The 21000-nt window shown below is 72.9% G+C and carries 17 protein-coding genes; 6 read left to right on the forward strand and 11 right to left on the reverse strand.

The features are described from left to right. Positions 1-48 precede the first annotated feature (48 nt). The 5 genes from ACSU6L_RS14530 to ACSU6L_RS14550 all read right to left on the reverse strand — a co-directional run bounded on the left by ACSU6L_RS14530 (position 49) and on the right by ACSU6L_RS14550 (position 6076). Complete coding sequence (locus ACSU6L_RS14530; protein ID WP_437057022.1) at positions 49-1575, reverse strand: aldehyde dehydrogenase family protein; 1527 nt, start codon at positions 1573-1575, stop codon at positions 49-51. Between the two features lie 189 nt (positions 1576-1764). Next, complete coding sequence (locus ACSU6L_RS14535) at positions 1765-2754, reverse strand: malate dehydrogenase (RefSeq protein WP_437057024.1); 990 nt, start codon at positions 2752-2754, stop codon at positions 1765-1767. Positions 2755-3132: 378 nt separating this feature from the next. Beyond that, the gene (locus ACSU6L_RS14540; protein WP_437057026.1) at positions 3133-4329 is read right to left on the reverse strand and encodes a DUF2690 domain-containing protein; all 1197 of its coding nucleotides are present in this window, start codon (positions 4327-4329) and stop codon (positions 3133-3135) included. 384 nt (positions 4330-4713) lie between these two features. Further along, positions 4714-5178 carry a DUF3017 domain-containing protein gene (locus ACSU6L_RS14545; RefSeq protein ID WP_437064893.1) on the reverse strand — a complete coding sequence of 155 codons (465 nt, stop codon included), beginning with the start codon at positions 5176-5178 and terminating at the stop codon, positions 4714-4716. A 43-nt stretch (positions 5179-5221) separates the two neighbouring features. After that, positions 5222-6076, reverse strand: coding sequence for a bifunctional methylenetetrahydrofolate dehydrogenase/methenyltetrahydrofolate cyclohydrolase (locus ACSU6L_RS14550; protein WP_073940443.1), 855 nt, complete (start codon positions 6074-6076; stop codon positions 5222-5224). Between the two features lie 244 nt (positions 6077-6320). Here ACSU6L_RS14550 and ACSU6L_RS14555 point away from each other — a divergent pair, with 244 nt between their 5' ends. The 4 genes from ACSU6L_RS14555 (at position 6321) to ACSU6L_RS14570 (ending at position 9915) form a co-directional block, all read left to right on the forward strand. Then, on the forward strand, positions 6321-6977 hold the full coding sequence (locus ACSU6L_RS14555; RefSeq protein ID WP_437057028.1) for a hypothetical protein: 657 nt from the start codon (positions 6321-6323) through the stop codon (positions 6975-6977). 144 nt (positions 6978-7121) lie between these two features. Then, complete coding sequence (locus ACSU6L_RS14560; RefSeq protein ID WP_437057030.1) at positions 7122-7892, forward strand: FHA domain-containing protein; 771 nt, start codon at positions 7122-7124, stop codon at positions 7890-7892. After that, positions 7889-9421: a protein kinase domain-containing protein gene (locus ACSU6L_RS14565; protein ID WP_437064894.1), complete on the forward strand. Its 1533-nt coding sequence runs from the start codon at positions 7889-7891 to the stop codon at positions 9419-9421. Before ACSU6L_RS14560 ends, ACSU6L_RS14565 begins: the two co-directional genes overlap by 4 nt. Before the next feature lie 134 nt (positions 9422-9555). Beyond that, the gene (locus tag ACSU6L_RS14570; RefSeq protein ID WP_437057032.1) at positions 9556-9915 is read left to right on the forward strand and encodes a hypothetical protein; all 360 of its coding nucleotides are present in this window, start codon (positions 9556-9558) and stop codon (positions 9913-9915) included. Between the two features lie 107 nt (positions 9916-10022). Here the strand turns inward: ACSU6L_RS14570 and purH are convergent, their stop codons facing one another. Next, positions 10023-11582: a bifunctional phosphoribosylaminoimidazolecarboxamide formyltransferase/IMP cyclohydrolase gene (gene purH, locus ACSU6L_RS14575; RefSeq protein ID WP_437064896.1), complete on the reverse strand. Its 1560-nt coding sequence runs from the start codon at positions 11580-11582 to the stop codon at positions 10023-10025. A gap of 17 nt (positions 11583-11599) precedes the next feature. Then, complete coding sequence (gene purN, locus ACSU6L_RS14580) at positions 11600-12229, reverse strand: phosphoribosylglycinamide formyltransferase (RefSeq protein WP_073940446.1); 630 nt, start codon at positions 12227-12229, stop codon at positions 11600-11602. A 325-nt stretch (positions 12230-12554) separates the two neighbouring features. Between purN and ACSU6L_RS14585 the strand changes: the two genes are divergently transcribed. Further along, entirely contained in the window at positions 12555-13325 is a 771-nt protein-coding gene (locus ACSU6L_RS14585) for a hypothetical protein (protein ID WP_437057034.1), read from the forward strand. A 7-nt stretch (positions 13326-13332) separates the two neighbouring features. Here ACSU6L_RS14585 and ACSU6L_RS14590 read toward each other — a convergent pair whose 3' ends face one another. Beyond that, the gene (locus ACSU6L_RS14590; RefSeq protein WP_437057035.1) at positions 13333-15177 is read right to left on the reverse strand and encodes a cell division protein PerM; all 1845 of its coding nucleotides are present in this window, start codon (positions 15175-15177) and stop codon (positions 13333-13335) included. Positions 15178-15276: 99 nt separating this feature from the next. Here ACSU6L_RS14590 and ACSU6L_RS14595 point away from each other — a divergent pair, with 99 nt between their 5' ends. After that, a complete protein-coding gene (locus tag ACSU6L_RS14595) occupies positions 15277-16386 on the forward strand; it encodes a helix-turn-helix domain-containing protein (protein ID WP_437057037.1) in 1110 nt (369 codons plus the stop codon). Between the two features lie 77 nt (positions 16387-16463). Here the strand turns inward: ACSU6L_RS14595 and sucD are convergent, their stop codons facing one another. The 3 genes from sucD to ACSU6L_RS14610 form a co-directional block, all read right to left on the reverse strand. Further along, entirely contained in the window at positions 16464-17348 is an 885-nt protein-coding gene (sucD, locus tag ACSU6L_RS14600; protein WP_437057039.1) for a succinate--CoA ligase subunit alpha, read from the reverse strand. Positions 17349-17376: 28 nt separating this feature from the next. Continuing rightward, positions 17377-18558, reverse strand: coding sequence for an ADP-forming succinate--CoA ligase subunit beta (sucC, locus tag ACSU6L_RS14605; RefSeq protein ID WP_073940451.1), 1182 nt, complete (start codon positions 18556-18558; stop codon positions 17377-17379). 440 nt (positions 18559-18998) lie between these two features. Further along, positions 18999-20972 carry a hypothetical protein gene (locus ACSU6L_RS14610; RefSeq protein ID WP_437057041.1) on the reverse strand — a complete coding sequence of 658 codons (1974 nt, stop codon included), beginning with the start codon at positions 20970-20972 and terminating at the stop codon, positions 18999-19001. Between the last annotated feature and the right edge of the window lie 28 nt (positions 20973-21000).

Consider the following 21000-nt stretch of genomic DNA (forward strand, 5'->3'; position numbering starts at 1 on the left):
CTCCAGTGGGGGGTCGAAGAACGAAGAAGGGGGGCCGGGGTCGTGGGCTCAGCCGGCGAACCAGCGCACCGGCCGCGGGACGAGGTTCTGGTAGACGTGCTTGGTCTCGCGGTACTCGGCGAGCCCGGCGGGGCCGAGTTCGCGGCCCGTTCCGCTCTTGCCGAAGCCACCCCACTCGGCCTGCGGCAGGTAGGGGTGGAAGTCGTTGATCCAGACGGTGCCGTGCCGCAGCCGGCCGGCGACCCGGCGGGCCCGGCCCGCGTCGGCGGTCCAGACGGCGCCCGCGAGGCCGTACTCGGTGTCGTTGGCGAGGGCGACGGCCTCGTCCTCGGTGCGGAACGTCTCGACGGTGAGGACCGGTCCGAAGACCTCTTCGCGGACGACCCGCATCTCGCGGTGGCAGGCGTCGAGGACGGTCGGCTCGTAGAAGTAGCCGGCGGCGGGCCGTTCGGCGGACGGCTCGGGGCGCTTGCCGCCGGTGCGCAGTACGGCGCCCTCGGCCAGCGCGGAGGCGACGTACGCCTCGACCTTCGCCCGGTGCTGCTCTGAGACCAGCGGCCCGCACTCCACGCCGTCGGCGGTGCCTCGGCCGAGGCGGATCCGCGAGGCCCGGCGGGCGAGTTCGGTGACGAAGCGGTCCCGGACGGACTCCTCGACGATGAGGCGGGCGCCCGCGGAGCAGACCTGGCCGCTGTGGATGAAGGCCGCGTTGAGGGCCTGGTCGACGGCGGTGTCGAAGCCCTCCTCGGTGGCGCAGGCGTCGGCGAAGACGACGTTGGGGTTCTTGCCGCCGAGTTCGAGGGCGACCTTCTTCACGGTCGGGGCGGCGGCCTGGGCCACCTTGGTGCCGCTGACCAGGCCGCCGGTGAAGGAGACCAGGTCGACGTCGGGGTGCTCGGCGAGCCGGGCGCCGACGGTGTGACCGGGGCCGGTGACGATGTTGGCGACACCGGCGGGCAGTCCCGCCTCGGCGAGCAGCTCGATGAGGGCGATCGTGGTCATCGGCGTGATCTCGCTGGGCTTGACCACGAAGGTGTTGCCGGCCGCGAGCGCCGGGGCGATCTTCCAACTGGCCTGGAGCAGGGGGTAGTTCCAGGGGGTGATCAGCGCGCAGACGCCGACCGGCTCGTGGACGACGACGCTGTGGACGTCGGGCGAGCCCGCGTCGACGACCCGGCCCGGAGCCTCGGCGGCGACGAGGTCCGCGAAGTAGCGGAAGGCGTCGGCGACACAGTCGATGTCGACGCGGCCCTCCTCCACGGTCTTGCCCGCGTCGCGGCTCTCCAGGAGCCCCAGTTCCTCCCGGCCGCGTACGAGGAGGTCGGCGACGCGGCGCAGCAGGGCGGCGCGTTCCGCGACCGGGGTGCGCGGCCATGCGCCGGCGCCGCCGTCGAAGGCGCTGCGGGCGGCCTCGACCGCGAGGTCCGCGTCCTTCTCGTCGCCCTCCGCGACCAGGGCGAACGGTGCGGCGTCCGCGGGGTCGAGGATCTCGCGCGTGGCTCCGGAGACGGCGTGCCGCCATTCGCCTGCCGCGTGGATGCTCTTCCGGGTGTCGAGTTCCGTACTGTCCGCCATGCCTGGTGCTGCCTTCCGTTCCTGTGCGTCCCCCGTTCAGGACCGGGAGCACCTGCCCTTGGCCCTCGATTGCATGCGGAATTCACGGTCGAACGTGCGCTGCGTCACTGAAAATGCGGGCATATAGGGCACATCAGGCACGAAAAGGCCCCGTCCGGGGACGGGGCCTTCGCGGGTGAAGCGGTGGGATCAGATGAGGCCGAGGCCGCGGACCGCCTCGCGCTCCTCCTCCAGCTCCTTGACGGAGGCGTCGATCCGGGCGCGGGAGAACTCGTTGATCTCCAGGCCCTGGACGATCTCGTACTTGCCGTCCTTGCAGGTGACCGGGAAGGAGGAGATCAGGCCCTCCGGGACGCCGTAGGAGCCGTCCGACGGGATGCCCATGGAGACCCAGTCGCCCTCGGCGGTGCCGTTGACCCACGAGTACACGTGGTCGATGGCGGCGTTGGCGGCGGAGGCGGCCGACGAGGCGCCGCGGGCCTCGATGATGGCGGCACCGCGCTTGGCGACGGTCGGGATGAAGTCCTCGGCCAGCCACTTCTCGTCGTTGACGACCTCGGCGGCGTTCTTGCCGGCGACGGTGGCGTGGAAGATGTCCGGGTACTGGGTGGCGGAGTGGTTGCCCCAGATGGTCAGACGCTTGATGTCGGAGACCGTCGAGCCGGTCTTCTTCGCGAGCTGGGTCAGCGCGCGGTTGTGGTCCAGGCGGGTCATCGCGGTGAAGCGCTCCGCCGGTACGTCCGGGGCGGCGGCCTGCGCGATGAGCGCGTTGGTGTTGGCCGGGTTGCCGACGACGAGGACCTTGATGTCGTCCGCGGCGTGGGCGTTGATGGCCTGGCCCTGCGGCTTGAAGATGCCGCCGTTGGCCTCCAGCAGGTCGCCGCGCTCCATGCCCTTGGTGCGCGGGCGGGCACCCACCAGCAGGGCGACGTTGGCGCCGTCGAAGGCCACGTTCGGGTCGTCGCTGATGTCGATGCCCTGGAGCAGCGGGAACGCGCAGTCGTCCAGCTCCATCGCGGTGCCCTCGGCGGCCTTCAGCGCGGGGGTGATCTCCAGGAGGCGCAGCTTGACCGGCACGTCCGCGCCGAGCAGCTGGCCGGAGGCGATGCGGAAGAGCAGGGCGTAACCGATCTGGCCGGCCGCGCCGGTGACGGTGACGTTCACGGGAGTGCGGGTCATGGCGTTCTCCGTATGACAGCTGGCGGTGGGGCGTCCCTGCCCCGGGGGTTCGGATGATCGATCTCTTGGCGTCAAGAGATATCCGCGGGTCAGGCTATCGCGCATCCGGGATCACGGACCGCCGGGTGGGTGTGGCCCAGCCCACAGACCGCCCGACTGCCGGACGGGGCGGCCCCACAAAGAAAGGCGGCCGCCCGTCCGGGAGAGGGGAGACGAAGGCGGCCGCCGTGCGGGGGTACCGAATTCTTGCCGGACTCCCGTGGGGGTACTTTCCGCCTGCCCGGGATCCGCACGGCCATGCCTGTTTCGCCCGGCCGATTTCCACCGGCCGGTTCCCCTCCGGGAGCCCCCGCGGGATCGCCTGCGGGAATCCGTCCGCTACGGCTGCTGCGTGCAGCCCTTCTCGCCCGTCGTCAGCGTCGCGCACGCGACCGCCTCGCCCGCGTCCTTCACGGCCACCATCGGGGTGTACGCGATGGTGTCGCCGGCGACGGTGATCGAGCCCTTCTGCCGGACCTTGCCCGCGGTCACCACGACCTCGTCACCCGGGGCCGCCTGGGTGATACGGCCCCAGGCGGCGCCGCAGGTCTCGCTGTACCGCACCTCCAGGACCGTGGTGCCGACGGTGGCGGTCCGGGCGGTGGTCACCAGGTCGCCGCTGCACCCCATCAGCTCCGCGTCCTTGCCGGTGCAGCCGGCGCCGCTGCACTCCACGCCGGGCGGCAGCGCGGCGTCCGTGGTGACGGAGGGTGAGGGTGAGGCCTTCGCGTTCGCCTTGCCGTCGTCGCCGCCCTTGGTGACCCAGAACGCGCCCGCGATGACGACCAGCGCGCCGACGGCGCCCGCGAGGAACATCGTCAGCTGCCGCTTGCCACCGCCGGGGGAAGCGGGTCCGGCGGGTCCGGCGGGAGCGGTCGTACCGCCGGGGGCCCTGCCGCCCGATCCGGAGGCGGCGGCGACGGAGGCGGAACCGGCACCCGAACCGGCATCCGCCGTCCGGCCCCCCGCCGTCCGGCCGCCCGCCGAGGACGGGCCCGTGTATCCCGCGAGGCCCCAGGAGTTGCCCCCGGAGGAACCCTGGCCGGCCGGCGGCGTCCGGGTGTCCGCGTCCGACGCGGTCGGCTGCGGCGGCACCGTCGGGGCGACGCCCGCCGGGCCGGCGATGCCCGGTGTGGCGGTGGCGCTGCCGCCGCGGCGGGCGGTCTTGCCGCCCTTGGCGTTCGCGGGCGGCGGGCCGAACTCGCTGAGCGCGGCGCGCGCCTGGGAGATCCGGATGGCCTCCATGGTCATGTCGTGGCGCATCTCCGAACGGCTCCAGGCACGTTCGGCGAGTTCCCACATGGTGGTCAGATGGACCGGGTTGGCGCCGGTGACCTCGGCCAGGGCCACGATCGCGCCCTTGGGGGCGAGCAGCCGGCCGCCCAGGTAACGCTCCCAGGACGTCTTGCTGTAACCGGTGCGGTCGGCGACCGCGGCGACGCTGAGGCCGCTGCGGTCCACCAGCCGCCGCAGCTGGCTGGTGAACTCCCTGATCTGCGGATCGAGTTCGTCCGGCAAGGCCTTCCAACGAGGCATTGCTTCCCCCTCTTCCCCCGGTAGGTGCTTGCTCTTCCCCCGCCCACTGGGATGCGCGTCGTCAGGATCTCAGTTCCCCCGGCGGCGGCGCACCCCCGCGCCGTCCAGATTGCCCGACCTTATTGCCCGATGGGACACATTAGCCACGCTGTGCAGCGCCTTGGCTATACATCCTCGAACTTGTCAGAACATCACCACAACGGGGACACATGGTCCGTCTCGTCCGTATCGGGAGCCCCAACGCGCGGACACCGTAGCGGAACGGTCACTTCCGTGCCACAGCGAACTGACAGACGTTGAACGGGCTGTTCGAGGTGCGGGAGGTTGTTCGTGGGCGGTGGCCCGTCCCCCAACGGGGGTGGGGACGGGCCGCCGTACCGGCGCTCAGCCGCTGACCGTGAAGTGCAGCGTGTCCTTCAGGAACGGGATCTCCAGCCAGGGCTTCGGCTGCACCATCAACGCCAGCAGGACGATCACGACGCCCAGCAGGCCGTAGGTCGCGATGTCCGTGAAACGGGAGCGCACCGCGAGCATGCCGACACCAGGCAGCAGCCAGCGCAGCACCGCGCCGCCGAGCAGCGCGACACCCACCAGCAGGGTGCCGAGCCGGAACGCGTCGAAGGCGGTCAGCAGCAGTCCGAGGCCGACCGTCGCCAGCACGGCGAGCATCGGCCACTGCCGCGCGGGCGCCGGGGCGGCCCCGGACGCGGCCCGGCCGCCGCCCTCGGGCCGGGCGGTGTCCCGGGTGAACAGCGGGAAACGACGGGTGGCCCGGCGCGGCCTGCCGTCGGCGTCGGGCGCGCTGACCGGTTCCCGCACCTCGACGGTCTCGGGGGTGCTGCCGGTGATCCGCGGCTCGTCGGCGCCGGTGGTGCCGTCCGCGCCGCGTTCCTCAGCCGACACTGCGCTCCGCCGCCTCGACCACGTTGACCAGCAGCTGGGCCCGGGTCATCGGACCGACGCCGCCGGGGTTCGGGGAGATCCAGGCGGCCACCTCGGCGACGTCGGGGTGCACATCGCCGACGATCTTGCCCTCGGCGTTGCGCGAGACACCGACGTCGAGGACGGCCGCGCCCGGCTTGACGTCCTCGGCGCGGATCAGGTGGGCGGAACCGGCGGCGGCGACGATGATGTCCGCGCGCTTGAGGTGCGCCGACAGGTCACGGGTGCCGGTGTGGCACTGGGTGACGGTGGCGTTCTCGCTGCGCCGGGTCAGCAGCAGCGGCATCGGGCGGCCGATGGTCACGCCGCGGCCGACGACCACGACCTCGGCGCCCTTGATCTCGACGCCGTAGCGGCGCAGCAGGGTGAGGACGCCGTTGGGGGTGCAGGGCAGCGGGGCGGGCTCGTTGAGGACGAGACGGCCGAGGTTCATCGGGTGCAGGCCGTCGGCGTCCTTGTCCGGGTCCATGAGTTCCAGGATCCGGTTCTCGTCGATGCCCTTCGGGAGCGGCAGTTGGACGATGTAGCCAGTGCAGGCGGGGTCCTCGTTCAGTTCGCGGACGACTGCCTCGATCTCCTCCTGCGTCGCCGTGGCCGGCAGTTCGCGCTGGATGGAGGCGATGCCGACCTGGGCGCAGTCGCGGTGCTTGCCCGCGACGTACTTCTGGCTGCCGGGGTCGTCCCCGACGAGGATCGTGCCGAGGCCGGGCGTGACGCCCTTCTCCTTCAGCGCCGCCACGCGGGCGGTCAGATCGGACTTGATCGCGGCTGCGGTGGCCTTGCCATCGAGAATCTGGGCGGTCATGGCCCCCATCCTCCCGGATGACCTGCCCCCGGTTCCAATCCGGGTGCTCGGTTCCCGAGTCGTGACCTTGTTGCACTTGCACAACACCTGGAGGGCGCGGCTGGACAATCGACCGGTGGCTGAAGAACGATTGTGGCCACAGTGCCGCGGGCAGTACCGGGGGGACGAACCGCATCTGTAGAACCTTCCTCCGCATCGCGCCGCGCGTCGTCCCCGCACTTCGGCAAACGGAGGAAAGACCGCCATGAGTTTCGGCGACCCGAACAACCCCTACGGGCAGCCGCCCCAGCAGCCGCCGTCGGCCGCACCGGGCTACGGCTACCCGCAGCAGTCCCCGCCCCCGCCCGGCGTACCGCCGCAGCAGGGCTACGGCTACCCGCAGCAGCCGGCGTACCCCGGCTACCCGGGCGCCAACATGATGGGCCCGCAGTCCATGCCGGGTCTGCTGACCACCGCCCGTGTCCTCCTTTACCTCGTGTCCGCGGCGCAGATCTTCATCGGCTTGGCCTTCCTCTGGTTCGCGGCCTTCGTCAACGACGTCACGGACGCCGCCGACGACCTGTCGACCTCCTCCGACGACCCGTTCAGCGCGATCGGCGAGGGCGGTGACATGGCGGCCGGCGTGATGGTCTTCTTCGCGCTGATCGCGCTGGGTCTCGCCGCGCTCTCCATCACGCTCGGCGTGAAGTTCGGCAAGGGCGGCCAGGGCATCCGGATCACCACGGTGATCTACGGGGCACTCGGGTTCATTGTCGGTGCCATCTACCTCTTCGTCGGAATCGACACAGGTCTGGCATCCGCCGTGATCTTCCCGTTGCTGTGGGTCTCTTTCGCGGCCATCATCACGGCCGCGCCGGTCGTCCCCAGCGGCACCGCCTGGTTCGCCCGCCCGCGCTACTGAGCGTACGGTCGCCGTTCACACCCAAGGGCCGTGTCTCACCCGTTCGAGGGGGGACACGGCCCTGGTGCGTCACCCCGCCCCGGCCTGGGTAGCTGTCGGGCCCGACGAGTGTCGGGCAACGGGTCGGGGCACGGGAGACGGACCTTGTACAGCATCATCGTGGTACCTCCGCCGGCCGAGGAGGGCGAGCGCCGCGACCACCGGTTCCGGCTCGCCCCCGGCGAGCGGCTGTCCTTCGGACGCGGCGCCGGCAACGAGCTGCTGATCGCCCACGAAGGGGTCTCCCGCAGAGCCGGTGAGATCGCCGCGCAGGGCGCCTTCTGGATACTGAGCAACCTCAGCCGGGACCAGACGTACGTCGTGGAGAACCCGGAGGGGGCCGGCGAGCACATCAAGGTCGGGCCGGGGCGGCTCGACGCCCCCGTGCCGTTCGAGTTCTCCCGGATCGTGCTGCCCGCCGCCGGCGATCTGCTGCCGGTGGAGGTGTGGGCGCCGCGCCACGACTATCTGCGCCCCGAGTCCGGTGCGGACGGCGCGACGACCGCGCCCGCCTTCTCCCTGGACCCCACCAAGCGGTACTTCGCGGTGCTGGCCGCCCTGTGCGAGCCCCGGCTGCGCGGCGAACCGCACGCCCCGCTGCCCACCGTCGACCAGGTCGTGGACCGGCTGCGTCCGGGCTGGCCGGCCGCCTCCCGCACCTCGGTGCAGTGGAACATCGACTACCTCGCCGTGAAGCTGCGGCTGAAGCCTGCCCCGGAGACCGCCGACCCGGGGCCCCGGCTCAACGGCAAGAAGGAGTCCCTGGTGTCCCTGGCGCTCCGCTTCGACCTGGTCCGCGAGGACGACCTGTGCGTCCTCGCCGCCCGGCCCCCGGCGACGGCCACGGCAACGGCCACCGGCCGGGCCACCGGGTGACCGGACGGGACGGGCCGTACGCGGTACCGGTGCCGCGCGGGTACCGGGTGGGCGCCTGGGAGGTCCGGGGGCCGATCGCGACCGGCGCGTTCGGCAGCGTCTACGAGGGGCGGCGGACCGGCGACGGGCTGCCCAGGACCGCCGCCCTGAAGTTCCTGCCGACCGGCACCAGCACGCCCCGCCACCTGGCCCACCTGCGCGAACTGGTCGACCGCGAGGTCGAGTTGCACCGCCGGGTGGCCCGGCCCCGGCTGATCCGGATGTACGAGACGCTGACCGTCGACGACCCCGGCCGCCCCGGGCTCGACGGCGCGACCGTCCTCGTGCTGGAGCGGGCGGAGGGCTCCCTGGCGGGGCTGCTGGCCCGCACGCCCCGCCCGCCCGCCGGCCCCGCGCTGCTGGCGCAGATCTGCGAGGGTCTGCACCAGCTGCACGCGGCGGGCTGGGTGCACGGCGATCTGAAACCGGCGAACGTGCTGCTGATGAGGGACGGTTCGGCACGGCTGGCCGACTTCAACATGGCCGCCGAACTGGAGGGCACCCACGCCTACACGCCCGCCTTCTCCACCCCCGACTACACCCCGCCCGAACTGCTGTGGGCGGAGATCGGCGAACGCGGCCGCAGGATCCGCCCGTCGGCCGACGTCTGGGCGTTCGGCGTCCTCGCCCACCTGGTGCTCACCGGGGCCTTCCCGCTGCCCGGCGGCACCCCGGCGGCCCGCCGCGACGCGGCCGCCGCGTATGCGCGCGGCACCGACGAGCTGCGCCTGGCCCCGGACCTGCCGCAGGACTGGCGGGAGATCGTGGGCGCCTGTCTGGCCCGTACGCACCGGGAGCGGATCGGCGGGGAGGCACTGCTGCGGCGGGTCCGGGAGGCTGCGGGCGAGGCCCGCCCGCGCCGCCTCCGCCCCCGCGGCCGTACCGCCGTACTGGCCGCGGCGGCAACGACGGCCGCGGCCGTGGCGCTCGGCTACGGCGTCACCGCCTGGACGGATGACACCGGTGCGGGTGCCGGGCGGGCGGGTGCCACCGCCGCGGCGGCTCACGGCGCCCGTGAGCTGCGCACCGACAAGGGCATCCCGGTCGCCTACCGACGGCTCATCGTCGACGCGGCGCACGCCTGCACCCAGCCGGAGATCACCCCGCCGCTCATCGCGGCGATGCTGAAGGTGGAGAGCGACTTCGACCCCGACCTCGCCGATCCGACGCTTGACGAGTACGGCATCGCCCGCTGGACGCCGCGGGTGCTGCGCTGGTGGATCCGCGAGGACGGGCTCCCGGCCTCCGAGACGCCCAGGCCGCCCATCACCCCCGCCGAGTCGATCCCGGCGATGGGCCGCTACCTCTGCTTCGTCGAGCCACGGCTGAAGTCCTCCCTGCCCGGGGACCGGCGGGTGCTGGCCGCCGCCGCGTACCGGACGTCGTACAAGACGGTGAACGAGACGGGCGGGGTGCCGCCGAAGGCCCGCGCCTACGCCGAACGTGTCGCCCACTACCTCAAGGAGTACACGCCACCGCGCGCGAAGTGACCCTCAGAGTTCCGAGGTACCCCAGCGGGCGGCGGGGCGGCACGGTGGAGTACGACCGAGGGCGGTCCCGGCTCTCTCGGGGGAGTGCCGGGGCCGCCCGCCGTACCACCCGTACAACGACTGGGGGAACAGTCATGACCACGATGCTCCGCAAGACCCTCGCCCTCGGCGCCGCCGCCGTCACCGCCGGCGCCGCGCTCACCCTGACCGCCGCCGGCAGCGCCCAGGCCGCCGCGCCCTGCTGGCAGGACGGCTCCGTCTGGTACTGCAACAACGCGACCGGCGCCAACGTCTACGCGGGTGCGAACAGCAACCAGGTCGTCGGCCGGATGTACTCCAACCCGTCCTTCTTCGTCTGCAAGTTCGACGGCGGCCAGAACCACGGCGGCCCGCACCCCAACCGCTGGGTCCACACCCAGGCGGACAACGGCGAGTGGGGCTGGATGAGCGACAACGACATCGTCTCGGAGACGGACCCGCTGCCGTCCTGCTGACCCGACGACCCGCGGCACGCGTCGGCCCGCCGGTCATCGAACCGGCGGGCCTACACGCTTTCGGACCTCAGTGCCTCACTGCTTCAGTGCCTCACTGCTTCAGTGCCTCAGTGGAAGAAGTGGCGCGTCCCCGTGAAGTACATCGTGACGCCCGCCTTCTTCGCGGCCTCCACGACCAGCTCGTCACGGACCGAGCCGCCCGGCTGGACGACCGCCTTCACGCCGGCCTCGACGAGGATCTCCAGACCGTCGGGGAAGGGGAAGAACGCGTCGGACGCGGCGTACGAGCCCTGCGCGCGCTCGGCGCCCGCCCGCTCCACGGCCAGCTTCGCGGAGTCGACCCGGTTCACCTGACCCATGCCGACGCCGACCGAGGCGCCGTCCTTCGCGAGCAGGATCGCGTTCGACTTGACCGCGCGGCAGGCCTTCCAGGCGAACGCCAGCTCGGCCAGCTCCGCCTCGCTCAGCGCCTCGCCGGTCGCCAGGGTCCAGGTCGACGGGTCGTCGCCGGCGGCCTGGAGACGGTCGGTCTCCTGGAGGAGGGCGCCGCCGTCGATGGGCTTGACCTCGACGGGGTTGGCCGGGCCCTCGGGGCAGCGCAGGACGCGGATGTTCTTCTTCTTGGTGAGGGCCTCGAGCGCGCCGTCCTCGTAGTCGGGCGCGACGATGACCTCGGTGAAGATCTCGGCGACCTGCTCGGCCATCTCCTTCGACACCGGGCGGTTGACGGCGATCACACCGCCGAACGCGGACAGCGGGTCACAGGCGTGCGCCTTGCGGTGCGCCTCGGCGACGTCCGCGCCGACGGCGATGCCGCACGGGTTGGCGTGCTTGATGATGGCGACGCACGGCTCGTCGTGGTCGTACGCGGCACGGCGGGCGGCGTCCGTGTCCGTGTAGTTGTTGTACGACATCTCCTTGCCGTGCAGCTGCTCGGCCTCGGCGAGGCCGCCGGTGCCGGAGACGTAGAGCGCGGCCGGCTGGTGCGGGTTCTCGCCGTAGCGCAGCACGTTCTGGCGGGTGTAGGTCTGGCCGAGGAAGCCGGGCAGCCCGCTGTCGTCGTCGGGGGCGTAGGACTCGGCGAACCAGCCGGCGACGGCCACGTCGTACGCGGCGGTGTGACGGAACGCGGCGGCGGCGAACCGCTTGCGCAGCCCCAGCGTGAAGCCGCCCTCGCGGACCGCCTGGAGGACCGCGGCGTAGGAGCCGGGGTCGGTGACGACCGCCACGGACGGGTGGTTCTTGGCGGCGGCGCGGACCATCGACGGGCCGCCGATGTCGATCTGCTCGACGCACTCGTCGGGCGAGGCACCGGAGGCGACGGTCTCCCGGAACGGGTAGAGGTTGACGACGACGAGGTCGAACGGCTCGACGCCCAGCTCCTCCAGCTGCCGCCGGTGGTCCTCCAGGCGCAGGTCGGCCAGGATGCCCGCGTGCACCCTGGGGTGCAGGGTCTTGACCCGGCCGTCCAGGCACTCGGGGAAGCCGGTGAGCTCCTCGACCTTGGTGACGGGGACGCCGGCGGCGGCGATACGGGCGGCGGTGGAGCCGGTGGAGACGAGTTCGACGCCGGCCTCGTGCAGCCCCCGGGCGAATTCCTCGAGCCCGGTCTTGTCGTAGACGCTGATGAGCGCGCGGCGGATGGCCCGCTTGTCGCCCTCGGCCATGACAGTGCTGTCGGCGGTCACTGGATAACTACCTTTCGTCCCTCAATGCGATAGCCGTTGCGGGCGAGCCGCCCCACGACCTCGACGAGCAGCCTTCGCTCGACTTCCTTGATGCGCTCGTGCAGAGCGCTCTCGTCGTCCTCGTCCCGGACCTCCACCACGCCCTGCGCGATGATCGGCCCGGTGTCGACGCCGTCGTCGACGAAGTGGACGGTGCAGCCGGTGACCCTGGCGCCGTACGCGAGCGCGTCACGGACACCGTGGGCGCCGGGAAAACTGGGGAGCAGGGCGGGGTGGGTGTTCACGAACCGCCCGCCGAAGCGGGCCAGGAACTCCTTGCCCACGATCTTCATGAACCCCGCGGAGATCACGAGGTCGGGCTCGTACGCGGCGACGGCCTCGGCGAGGGCGGCGTCCCACTCCTCGCGGGTGGCGTGATCCTTGACCCTGCACACGAAGGTGGGCAGTCCGGCGCGCTCGGCCCGGGCCAGCCCCTCGATGCCGTCGCGGTCGGCGCCGACGGCGACGATCTCGGCTCCGTACGCCTCGACGCCGGTCGTCGCGATGGCGTCGAGCAGCGCCTGGAGGTTGGTGCCGGATCCGGAGACCAGCACGACGAGGCGCTTGGCCACGGGCTTGGCGGCCACGGTGGGGCCCTTTCTCGGGGGTACGACGGTACGGTCGGCCGAGTACGGCGCCGTATGTGCGTTCGTACGAATGCATCGCGCCCCCGGATACGGGGAAGCCTACGAAGCGGCCGACCGTCAGCAACGATACCGGCACTCCGGGCGGCCCCCATGGGACGGGGGCGTGGCCGGAAGGTAGCGTCTGGGAGAGCCGGGGCGGGAACGCGCGGTGCGCACGGCGCGTTCGTAAGGTGACGGCCTCGTCCCAGCCGTATCCGTCAGTTGTCTCAAGTCAGTAGTACTCGTTCGTACTCAGCCGCACTCACCAGGGGAAGACGCTCACTTGATGCCGGACCGCAGCCTGCGACTCCTCACGCTCACCCCGCAGTCGGCGCAGGGAGGGCAGCGCAGCGGCGTGCTGCTGCGGGAGCGCCCCACCTCCCCGCCCGACGCGCCCCAGGTCAGGCCCGACGGCGACGAGCGCGGTGACGCCGGGAAGGACGACAACCCGTTCGCCCCGCCGCCGGAGGGCACCCCCGACCGGCCCTGGCAGCCGCGCCGGCCGGCCGACGGCGAGGGATCGCAGGGCGAGGGCGGCGGCCGTCCGTCGTGGGGCAGCCAGTGGAGCGACCGGCAGCCCGGCCGCTCCCCCGGCGGCTTCGGCGAGCGGCCCCGCGGCGGTCCGGACGGGCAGGGCGGCGGCCCCGGCGGGCTCCGCTGGGACCCGACGGACCCCGCCCAGCGCCGCGCGCGGTACGCGCTGCTCGCCGGCATGTGGGCCTTCTTCTTCGCCCTCTTCTCCTGGGCGTACGTCGCCCTGCTGCTCGGCGCGCTCTCCCTGTACTGGGGCGTCAGCGCGCTGCGCGCCAAGCCCCGCACGCCGGACCCCGACGCCCCGGCCCCCGTGCCGCCCGCCCGCCCGCAGACCGCCGCCGCGATCAGCGGCCTCGTCACCGCGTCCCTCGCCATCGCCCTGGTCGCGGCGTCCTTCACGGCGCAGCTGGTCTACCAGGACTACTACACGTGCGTGAACGACGCGCTGACGAACGAGTCGAAGCAGGCGTGCAAGCAGTTGCTGCCGGAGGAGCTGCGGGGGGTTCTGGGCAACAGCGGCTAAGGGGTTCTCAGCGGTTCGGGGATTGCTTCGGTCGCTTCCGAGGTGCCGGGGTCGTCTCCGGGGGTTCCGGTTCGGGGTCTTCCGGGGTTTCCGGGCTCTCGGGGTTCTCCAGGGCCCCGGGATTCTCGTGAACCCCGGGATTCTCCGCCGCCTCTGACTTCTCTTCGTCTCTGTCCTCCGGCTCGTCCGGCTTGCCTTGGCCTACCGGCTCTGCTGATTCTTCGGGCCCTTCGGGCTTCTCCGGCTGTTCTGGCTTCTCCGGCTCCTGTGAGTCCTCTGACTGCGGGGTGTCCGTCGAGGCCTGCTTCAGTGCCGCCAAGCGGGCCTCGTGCACGGCGCCCTCGTCGCGCCAGGGGTCGGTGGGGAGGAAGTCGTACGGCTCGTCGGCGTCCGGGGCCGTCGGGGCCGGGCTCGGTGTTCTTCCGGGGTCGTCCGGCGGCTCGGTGACCGGCGGCTGGGCGGCCTCGGGTGCCGCGAGCCTCGTTCTCGTGGACCTGGGCTCCGCGCCTCGGGAACCCGGGACCTGCGGCTCGGCGGGTTCGGGGGCCTCGGCCTGCCGCCGCGCGGCCCGTCTCCGCCACGCCGCCACCACCACCGCCAGCGGGACCGCCACGACCGTCGTCCACGCCAGCGCCGCCGCTCCCACCTGCCACCACACCGGCCCGAAGCGGGCCAGCGTTCCCACGCCGAGCGGGCCGCCCGCCAGCGCGGCCAGCAGTGCGAGCAGCGCCGCGCCCAGCACGGCCGCGCGCAGCGCCCCGGCGACGGTACGCCCCAGCGACCAGCGGGGCCGCGCCGCCCGGCCCACGAACCACCCCACCGTCACCCCGGCCGCCACCGGCACCACCCCGGTCGCCCAGTGCAGCGGCGTTCCGGGACCGCCGTCCGGCACGGCCGCCAGCAGGGGGAACGGCGGCAGCGGCGGCGCCGGGTCGGCGTACAGCGGCCCCGTGACCCGGCCGACGCCGAGCATGAAGCCGGGGCCGAGGGCGTAGGCCGCGCCCCACACCGCCGCGTTCGGCACCAGCACGACGCAGAGCAGCAGTACCGCGAACCGCCCCGACCAGCCCTCCGTCAGCTGCGCGAACGACATCCGCGCGGCCCCGCCGTGCCACACCAGCGACACCGCCACCAGCAGCGCCCCGCCCCCGACGTACGCCGCGGTCCCGGCTCCGGCGGCCCGTACCGCGAGCGCCAGCCGCTCGCGGCCCGCCCGTCTCCTGAGGCCCCGGACGAAGCGGCGCACACCGCGCGGCAGCCGCACCAGCAGCCGGTCCAGCGGGTCGATGGGACGGCCGTACGCCGTCCACACGCCGAGGCCCGCCGCCACCGCGGCGACCAGCGGCAGCCACAGCACCGTCCACAGCCACGCGGGCCGCAGCGCCCCGCCCGCCGTGTAGATCACGGCACCGGTCGCGACGGCCAGATAGCCGAGCACCACCCCGGTCCACGCCGTCCGCGGTTCCACCATGGGCCCGGTGTCGTCCTCCCCCTCGGCCGCGTCCCGCGCCGCCCGGTGCAGCAGCCACACGGGGAGGGCGAACAGCAGCAGCGGGGTGACGCCGACAGGGGCGGGTACGCCGGAGAGGGTGTCGGGGCGGACCAGCTCGGCACCGTGTGCCAGCAGCCACAGCGCGGCGGCGATGTGCAGTGCGCCGCCGGGCCCGCTGTCGGGGTACGGCGAGCTGATCCACAGCACCATCACCAGGACGGCGATCGAGCCGAGCCCCAGCCCGGCCGCGAGGGCGCCGCCCAGCAGGCCGTCGGCCAGCCCGGGCAGCCGGGCCGTCAGCGGGGTGAGCAGGGGCGACAACGACGGTCGGCGCTCGGTCATCCGGTTCACGCCCGTCATGCTCCCAACGACACGCGCTTTTCCGTTGTAACAGGCGAACCCCCGCCGTGTCGCTCAATATGTGCTTATGTGCCTTTTCGTACGGAGGGGCGGCGACCGGTGACTCGGAGTCCCGCATCCCCGCTTCCCCCGCCCAAGGAGCGCCGACGCCTGCGGGAGGCCGCGTCGCTGTCGCAGGCTCAGCTCGCCGACCGGGTGGGCGTCAGCCGGCACACGGTGCGCGCGTGGGAGTCAGGCCGCGCGACGCCGCGCGGCTCCAGGCTGGAGGCGTACGCGCAGTTACTGGCCGAGCTGGCCGCACCAGCAGTACCAGAAGTATCGACCGCCCCGATCGTGCCGACGACATCATCTGTCTCAGCTCCCTCAGCGGAGCCTCTCAGCACCCTCGTAGACTCCGAACCCGCCGCCTCTCCCCTCACCCCCGCCCAGGCCTTCGACGCCCTCTACGCCTTCTGCGCTCCCGCCCTGGTGCGCCAGGCGTACCTCCTCACCGGGCGGCGGGAACTCGCCCGGGAGTCCGTGGAGCGGGCGTTCCAGCAGGCCTGGCAGCGGTGGCCGGAGGTGGCCGTCGACCCGGACCCGGCGGGCTGGGTGCGCGCGGCGGCGTACGACTACGCCCTCTCGCCCTGGCACCGCTTCCGCCCCCGCTACCGGCACCCCGAGCCGCCCCTCGCGAACGCCTCGGACAGGGCGCTGCTGGACGTCCTGCTGGCCCTCCCGCCGTCCTACCGCCGCACGCTCGTGCTGTTCGACGGGGTCGGCCTCGGACTGCCGGAGACCGCGGCGGAGACGGAGGCGAGCACCCCGGCGGCGGCGAACCGGCTGCTGCACGCGCGCGAGGAGGTTGCCACGCGGCTGCCGGAGCTGTCTGACCCGGCCGTACTGCACCGGCGGCTCGCGGAACTGGCCTCGGCGGAGCGGCTGCGCGCCGCCCGGCCCCCCGTGGTGCGCGGCGGCAGCGAGCGCCGGGCGCGCTTCTGGACCCGCGCCGCCATCGCCTTCACCGCGACGCTGATCGGCGCGACCGCCCTGACGGCCCGTACCGCGCCGACGCACTACGAGCCGCCGGTACCGCCCGGTGAGAAGGTCCGCGGGGTGCCCTCGCGCGCGGCACCGGGCCCGCTGTCGGCACGAGAGCTGAAGCTGCGGAAAAAGCTCCGCGAGGAACTGGCGAGCGGGCCGGAGAGGCTGGTTCCTGAAGCCGGGTGAGCCCGGCGAGCGAGAAAACGGCGGTGGGCCCGCCCCCACACAGGGGACGGGCCCACCGCCGGTCAGCCAAGGGGGCCTCAGCCGGCCAGGATCTCCCGGGCCAGCTTCGCCGTCTCGGTCGGCGTCTTGCCGACCTTGACGCCCGCGGCCTCCAGCGCCTCCTTCTTCGCCTGGGCGGTGCCCGACGAACCGGAGACGATGGCGCCGGCGTGACCCATGGTCTTGCCCTCCGGCGCGGTGAAGCCCGCGACGTAGCCGACGACCGGCTTGGTCACGTTCTTCGCGATGAAGTCGGCGGCCCGCTCCTCGGCGTCGCCGCCGATCTCGCCGATCATGACGATCAGGTCGGTCTCGGGGTCGGCCTCGAACGCGGCGAGGGCGTCGATGTGGGTGGTGCCGATGATCGGGTCGCCACCGATGCCGACGGCGGTCGAGAAGCCGATGTCGCGCAGCTCGTACATCATCTGGTACGTCAGCGTGCCGGACTTCGAGACCAGGCCGATGCGGCCCGGCTTGGTGATGTCGCCCGGGATGATGCCGACGTTCGACTGGCCCGGGGTGATGATGCCGGGGCAGTTCGGGCCGATGATGCGGGTCTTGTTGCCCTTCTTGCCGGCGTACGCCCAGAAGGCGGCCGAGTCGTGCACGGCGATGCCCTCGGTGATCACGACGGCCAGCGGGATCTCCGCGTCGATGGCCTCTACGACCGCGTCCTTGGTGAACTTCTCCGGCACGAAGATCACGGAGACGTTGGCACCGGTCTTCTCGATGGCCTCCTTGACGGTGCCGAAGACCGGTACCTCGGTGCCGTCGAAGTCCACGGTGGTGCCCGCCTTGCGCGGGTTCACGCCGCCCACGACGTTGGTGCCGTCACCGAGCATGAGCTTGGTGTGCTTCATGCCGGTGGCGCCGGTCATGCCCTGGACGATGACCTTGCTGTCCTTGTTGAGCCAGATAGCCATGGTGTGTTGGTGTCCTCGTCCTGAGTGCTTACTTGGCGGCGTGGGCCAGCTCGGCGGCCTTGTCGGCCGCGCCGTCCATGGTGTCGACGCGCTGGACCAGCGGGTGGTTGGCGTCGGTGAGGATCTGGCGGCCCAGCTCGGCGTTGTTGCCGTCGAGGCGGACGACCAGCGGCTTGGTGACCTCCTCGCCGCGGTCCTCGAGGAGCTTCAGGGCCTGGACGATGCCGTTGGCGACCTCGTCACAGGCGGTGATGCCACCGAAGACGTTGACGAAGACGGACTTGACGTCCGGGTCGCCGAGGATGATCTCCAGGCCGTTGGCCATGACCTGGGCGGAGGCGCCACCGCCGATGTCCAGGAAGTTGGCCGGCTTGACGTTGCCGTGGGCCTCACCGGCGTACGCGACGACGTCCAGGGTCGACATGACCAGACCCGCGCCGTTGCCGATGATGCCGACCTCGCCGTCGAGCTTGACGTAGTTGAGGTTCTTCTCCTTGGCGGCGGCCTCGAGCGGGTTGGCCGCGGCCTTGTCGTGGAGCTCCTCGAAGTCGGGGTGGCGGAACTCGGCGTTGTCGTCGAGCGACACCTTGCCGTCGAGGGCGATGACCTCACCGGAGGCGACCTTGGCCAGCGGGTTCACCTCGACGAGGAGGGCGTCCTCCTTGATGAAGACGTCCCACAGCTTGACCAGCACGTCGGCCACCTTGTCGGCGACCTCGGCCGGGAACTTCGCGGCCTCGACGATCTCGCGGGCCTTCTCCGGGGTCACGCCGTCGATGGCGTCGACCGGCGTCTTGGCGACGGCCTCCGGACGGGTGGCCGCCACCTCCTCGATGTCCATGCCGCCCTCGACGGAGGCGATGGACAGGAAGGTGCGGTTGGCACGGTCGAGGAGGAAGGAGACGTAGTACTCCTCGACGATCTCCGGAGCGGTCTCGGCGATCATGACCTTGTGGACCGTGTGGCCCTTGATGTCCATGCCGAGGATGTCCGTCGAACGGGCGACGGCCTCGTCCGGAGTGGCGGCCAGCTTGACGCCACCGGCCTTGCCGCGACCACCGACCTTCACCTGCGCCTTGACGACGGACTTGCCGCCCAGACGCTCGGTGATCTCGCGCGCCGCCTCAGGCGTGTCGATGACTTCACCGGCCAGCACCGGTACATCGTGCTTGGCGAAGAGGTCCCTCGCCTGGTACTCGAACAGGTCCACGCGCTTCCGTCCCTATCAGTGATCTCGCGGTTCGTTGGATGCGTGGGCGTGCCGCGAAGGGCAACGTGACGTCCGCTGTCACTAGGGAGGCGCACACGGTGTCCGAGCGCGCGGCATGTCCGTCTCGCAGGTTATCGCCGGTTGCGGGGGCTATCTAAATCGCGAGTCACACACGAGCGGTGATACCTGTCACATGATGCCGCGATCCGCGGCACGGCGTGCCGGGGCCTTTGCGAACGGGGCGGAACCTCACCGGGTTGGGGTGGACCCGGTGAGGTTCCTCGTACAGGCCCCGAGGGGGACGAACGGCCGTCCCTCTCGGGGCTCGGGCCGGCGATCCCCACCCCAACGGGGATCGCCGGGCCCTCACCGCGGGGCGTCCGCCCGGCCGGACCGACGGTTTTCGGCCGTCCGGCGCGTAGCCCCGCGGGGCTTGTGGGTCAGGCGCCGTACACGTCGTGGGCGTCCTGGGCGTACCCCGGGGTGACCGATCGGGCGATGCCGTGCAGGCCGGTCACCGCGTGCCCGGCGAGGGCTCCGCCGGAGGAGTGAACGGTGCCGGTCAGATCCCCGGCGAAGGGGCTGACGTCACCCGCGACACCGCCCGCGAACGGGGCCGCCTCACCCGTCACGCCGTACGCCAGCGTCGCGCCACTGCCGCCGATCCCTTGGACGCCGTCGACGACCGGGCGCACGGTGTCGTACACGGTCTCCACGACCGGCTGGACGGCCCCCGCGACACCCTCCGCGAAGCCCCCTGCCTGCCCGGTCACGCCGTTAGCGAAGGGCGGTACGTCAGCGGCGACGCCCTCCCCGAAGCCGCGCACGTCGCCCGTCACGCCGTACGTCAGCCCGCCCGCGTCCGCGACGGCCTGCCCGGCGACCGGCACCACTCCGCGCACGGCGGTGTGCGCGACCGGCGGCAGCACGGCATCCGCGTCGACCTGGCCGACGAGCCCCGTGGCGTACGGCGGCACGTCCGCGACGACCCCGGCCGCGTATCCGGGCACCTCGGCGACGGCGCCGTCGGCCACCGTCCACACACCGGCGACGGCCTCCCCGGCGATCCGCCGCACGTCCTGGACGGCACCGGCGGCCACCGGGTACACCCCGTGCACCGCGTGCGCGACGACGGGCTGGGCACCGGCCACCGCGTCGCCGGCGACCGGCTGGACGCCCTGGACGACACCGTCCGCGACCGGCCGGACATCAGCGACGACGCCGTACGCGACCGCGGTCGCGGCCTCCACGGCGTGCGTCGCGGTGCCCTCGACACCCGCGACGGCGTCCGTGGCGACAGGGGTCACACCGTGCACGGCCTGCGTGGCGACGGGCGTGACGCCGTGCGCCGCGTCGGTGACGACAGGCGTGACGCCCGCCACGGCGTCACCGGCGACCGGCCGCACGCCCTGGACGGCACCGGTGGCCACCGGCCCCACACCCTGCACCACGTGCGCCACGACGGGCCGCACCCCGTGCACCGCCTCGCCTGCCACCGGCTGCACGCCGTGGACCGCGGAGGTGACGAGCGGGGGGATCGCGGAGGCGCCGGTCTCGTGGACGACCGGGGCGACCTGGGCGGGGAGGGCGGCCGCCGTGGCGCCGACGGTGCTCACCTGGCCGGTGACGTGGCTCGGCACGGAGGCGACGGAGGCCTGGGCGGCCGTCCCCGTCTCGCCGGCCTCCGCGCGGGCGACGGTGGCCGCTCCGGCGAGGTGGGACCGGATTCCCGCGAGCCCGGCCTGCGCCGCGCCCTGCGCGCCGACGGCCGTACGGCCCGCGCCCGCACGCGCCGCCGACTGCGTGCGGTGCAGGCGCGTCTGCGCGCCCGCCAGGGCCTGCTCCAGCTCCGGCGCGAAGGCCGAGAGGGGGCCGAAGAGGTAGTCGATCGTGTGGTGCGGGGTGGCGGGGGCGTCGGGCAGCGCGTCCCGGACCGCCTCGGCGGTGCCGGCGGCCCGGCCCTCGGCTGCGGCGCGCGCGGCGTGGGCTCCTTGGATGGCCTGGGCGCCTCGGACCTTGGTGGCCTTGGTGGGCCTCGTGGCCTCGGTGACGTTGGTGATTGTGGTGGTGGCCGTCGTGGTCTTCGCGGCCTGCGTGGCATGCGTGGCCTTCGGGACGGAGATCTGGGCGTCGACGTAACGGCGGGCCTGGTCGGCGGAGGAGGCGGTCGGCGCTGTGACGCTCCCGACCGTCTGCTCGGCGGTGCCGAGGGTGTCGGCCACCGTCGAGGTCACGCCGGAGACGGTGCCGTCCAGCGTCTCGGTGACGTCGGCAGTGACCGTCGCGTCCGTGGCGTCCGGCAGGGAGAGGGAGGAGGCGGGCAGTTCGTCGGCGCTGGCGACGGTGGAGCCGAGTGCCCACGCGCCGGTGACTCCGGCGGCGATGACGATCGAGCGGCGGATGTTCTTGTTCATTGCGTGCGTCTGTTCCTTCGAGGTTCGA

The organism is Streptomyces sp. enrichment culture (assembly GCF_964272855.1).
Classification (GTDB): Bacteria; Actinomycetota; Actinomycetes; order Streptomycetales; family Streptomycetaceae; genus Streptomyces.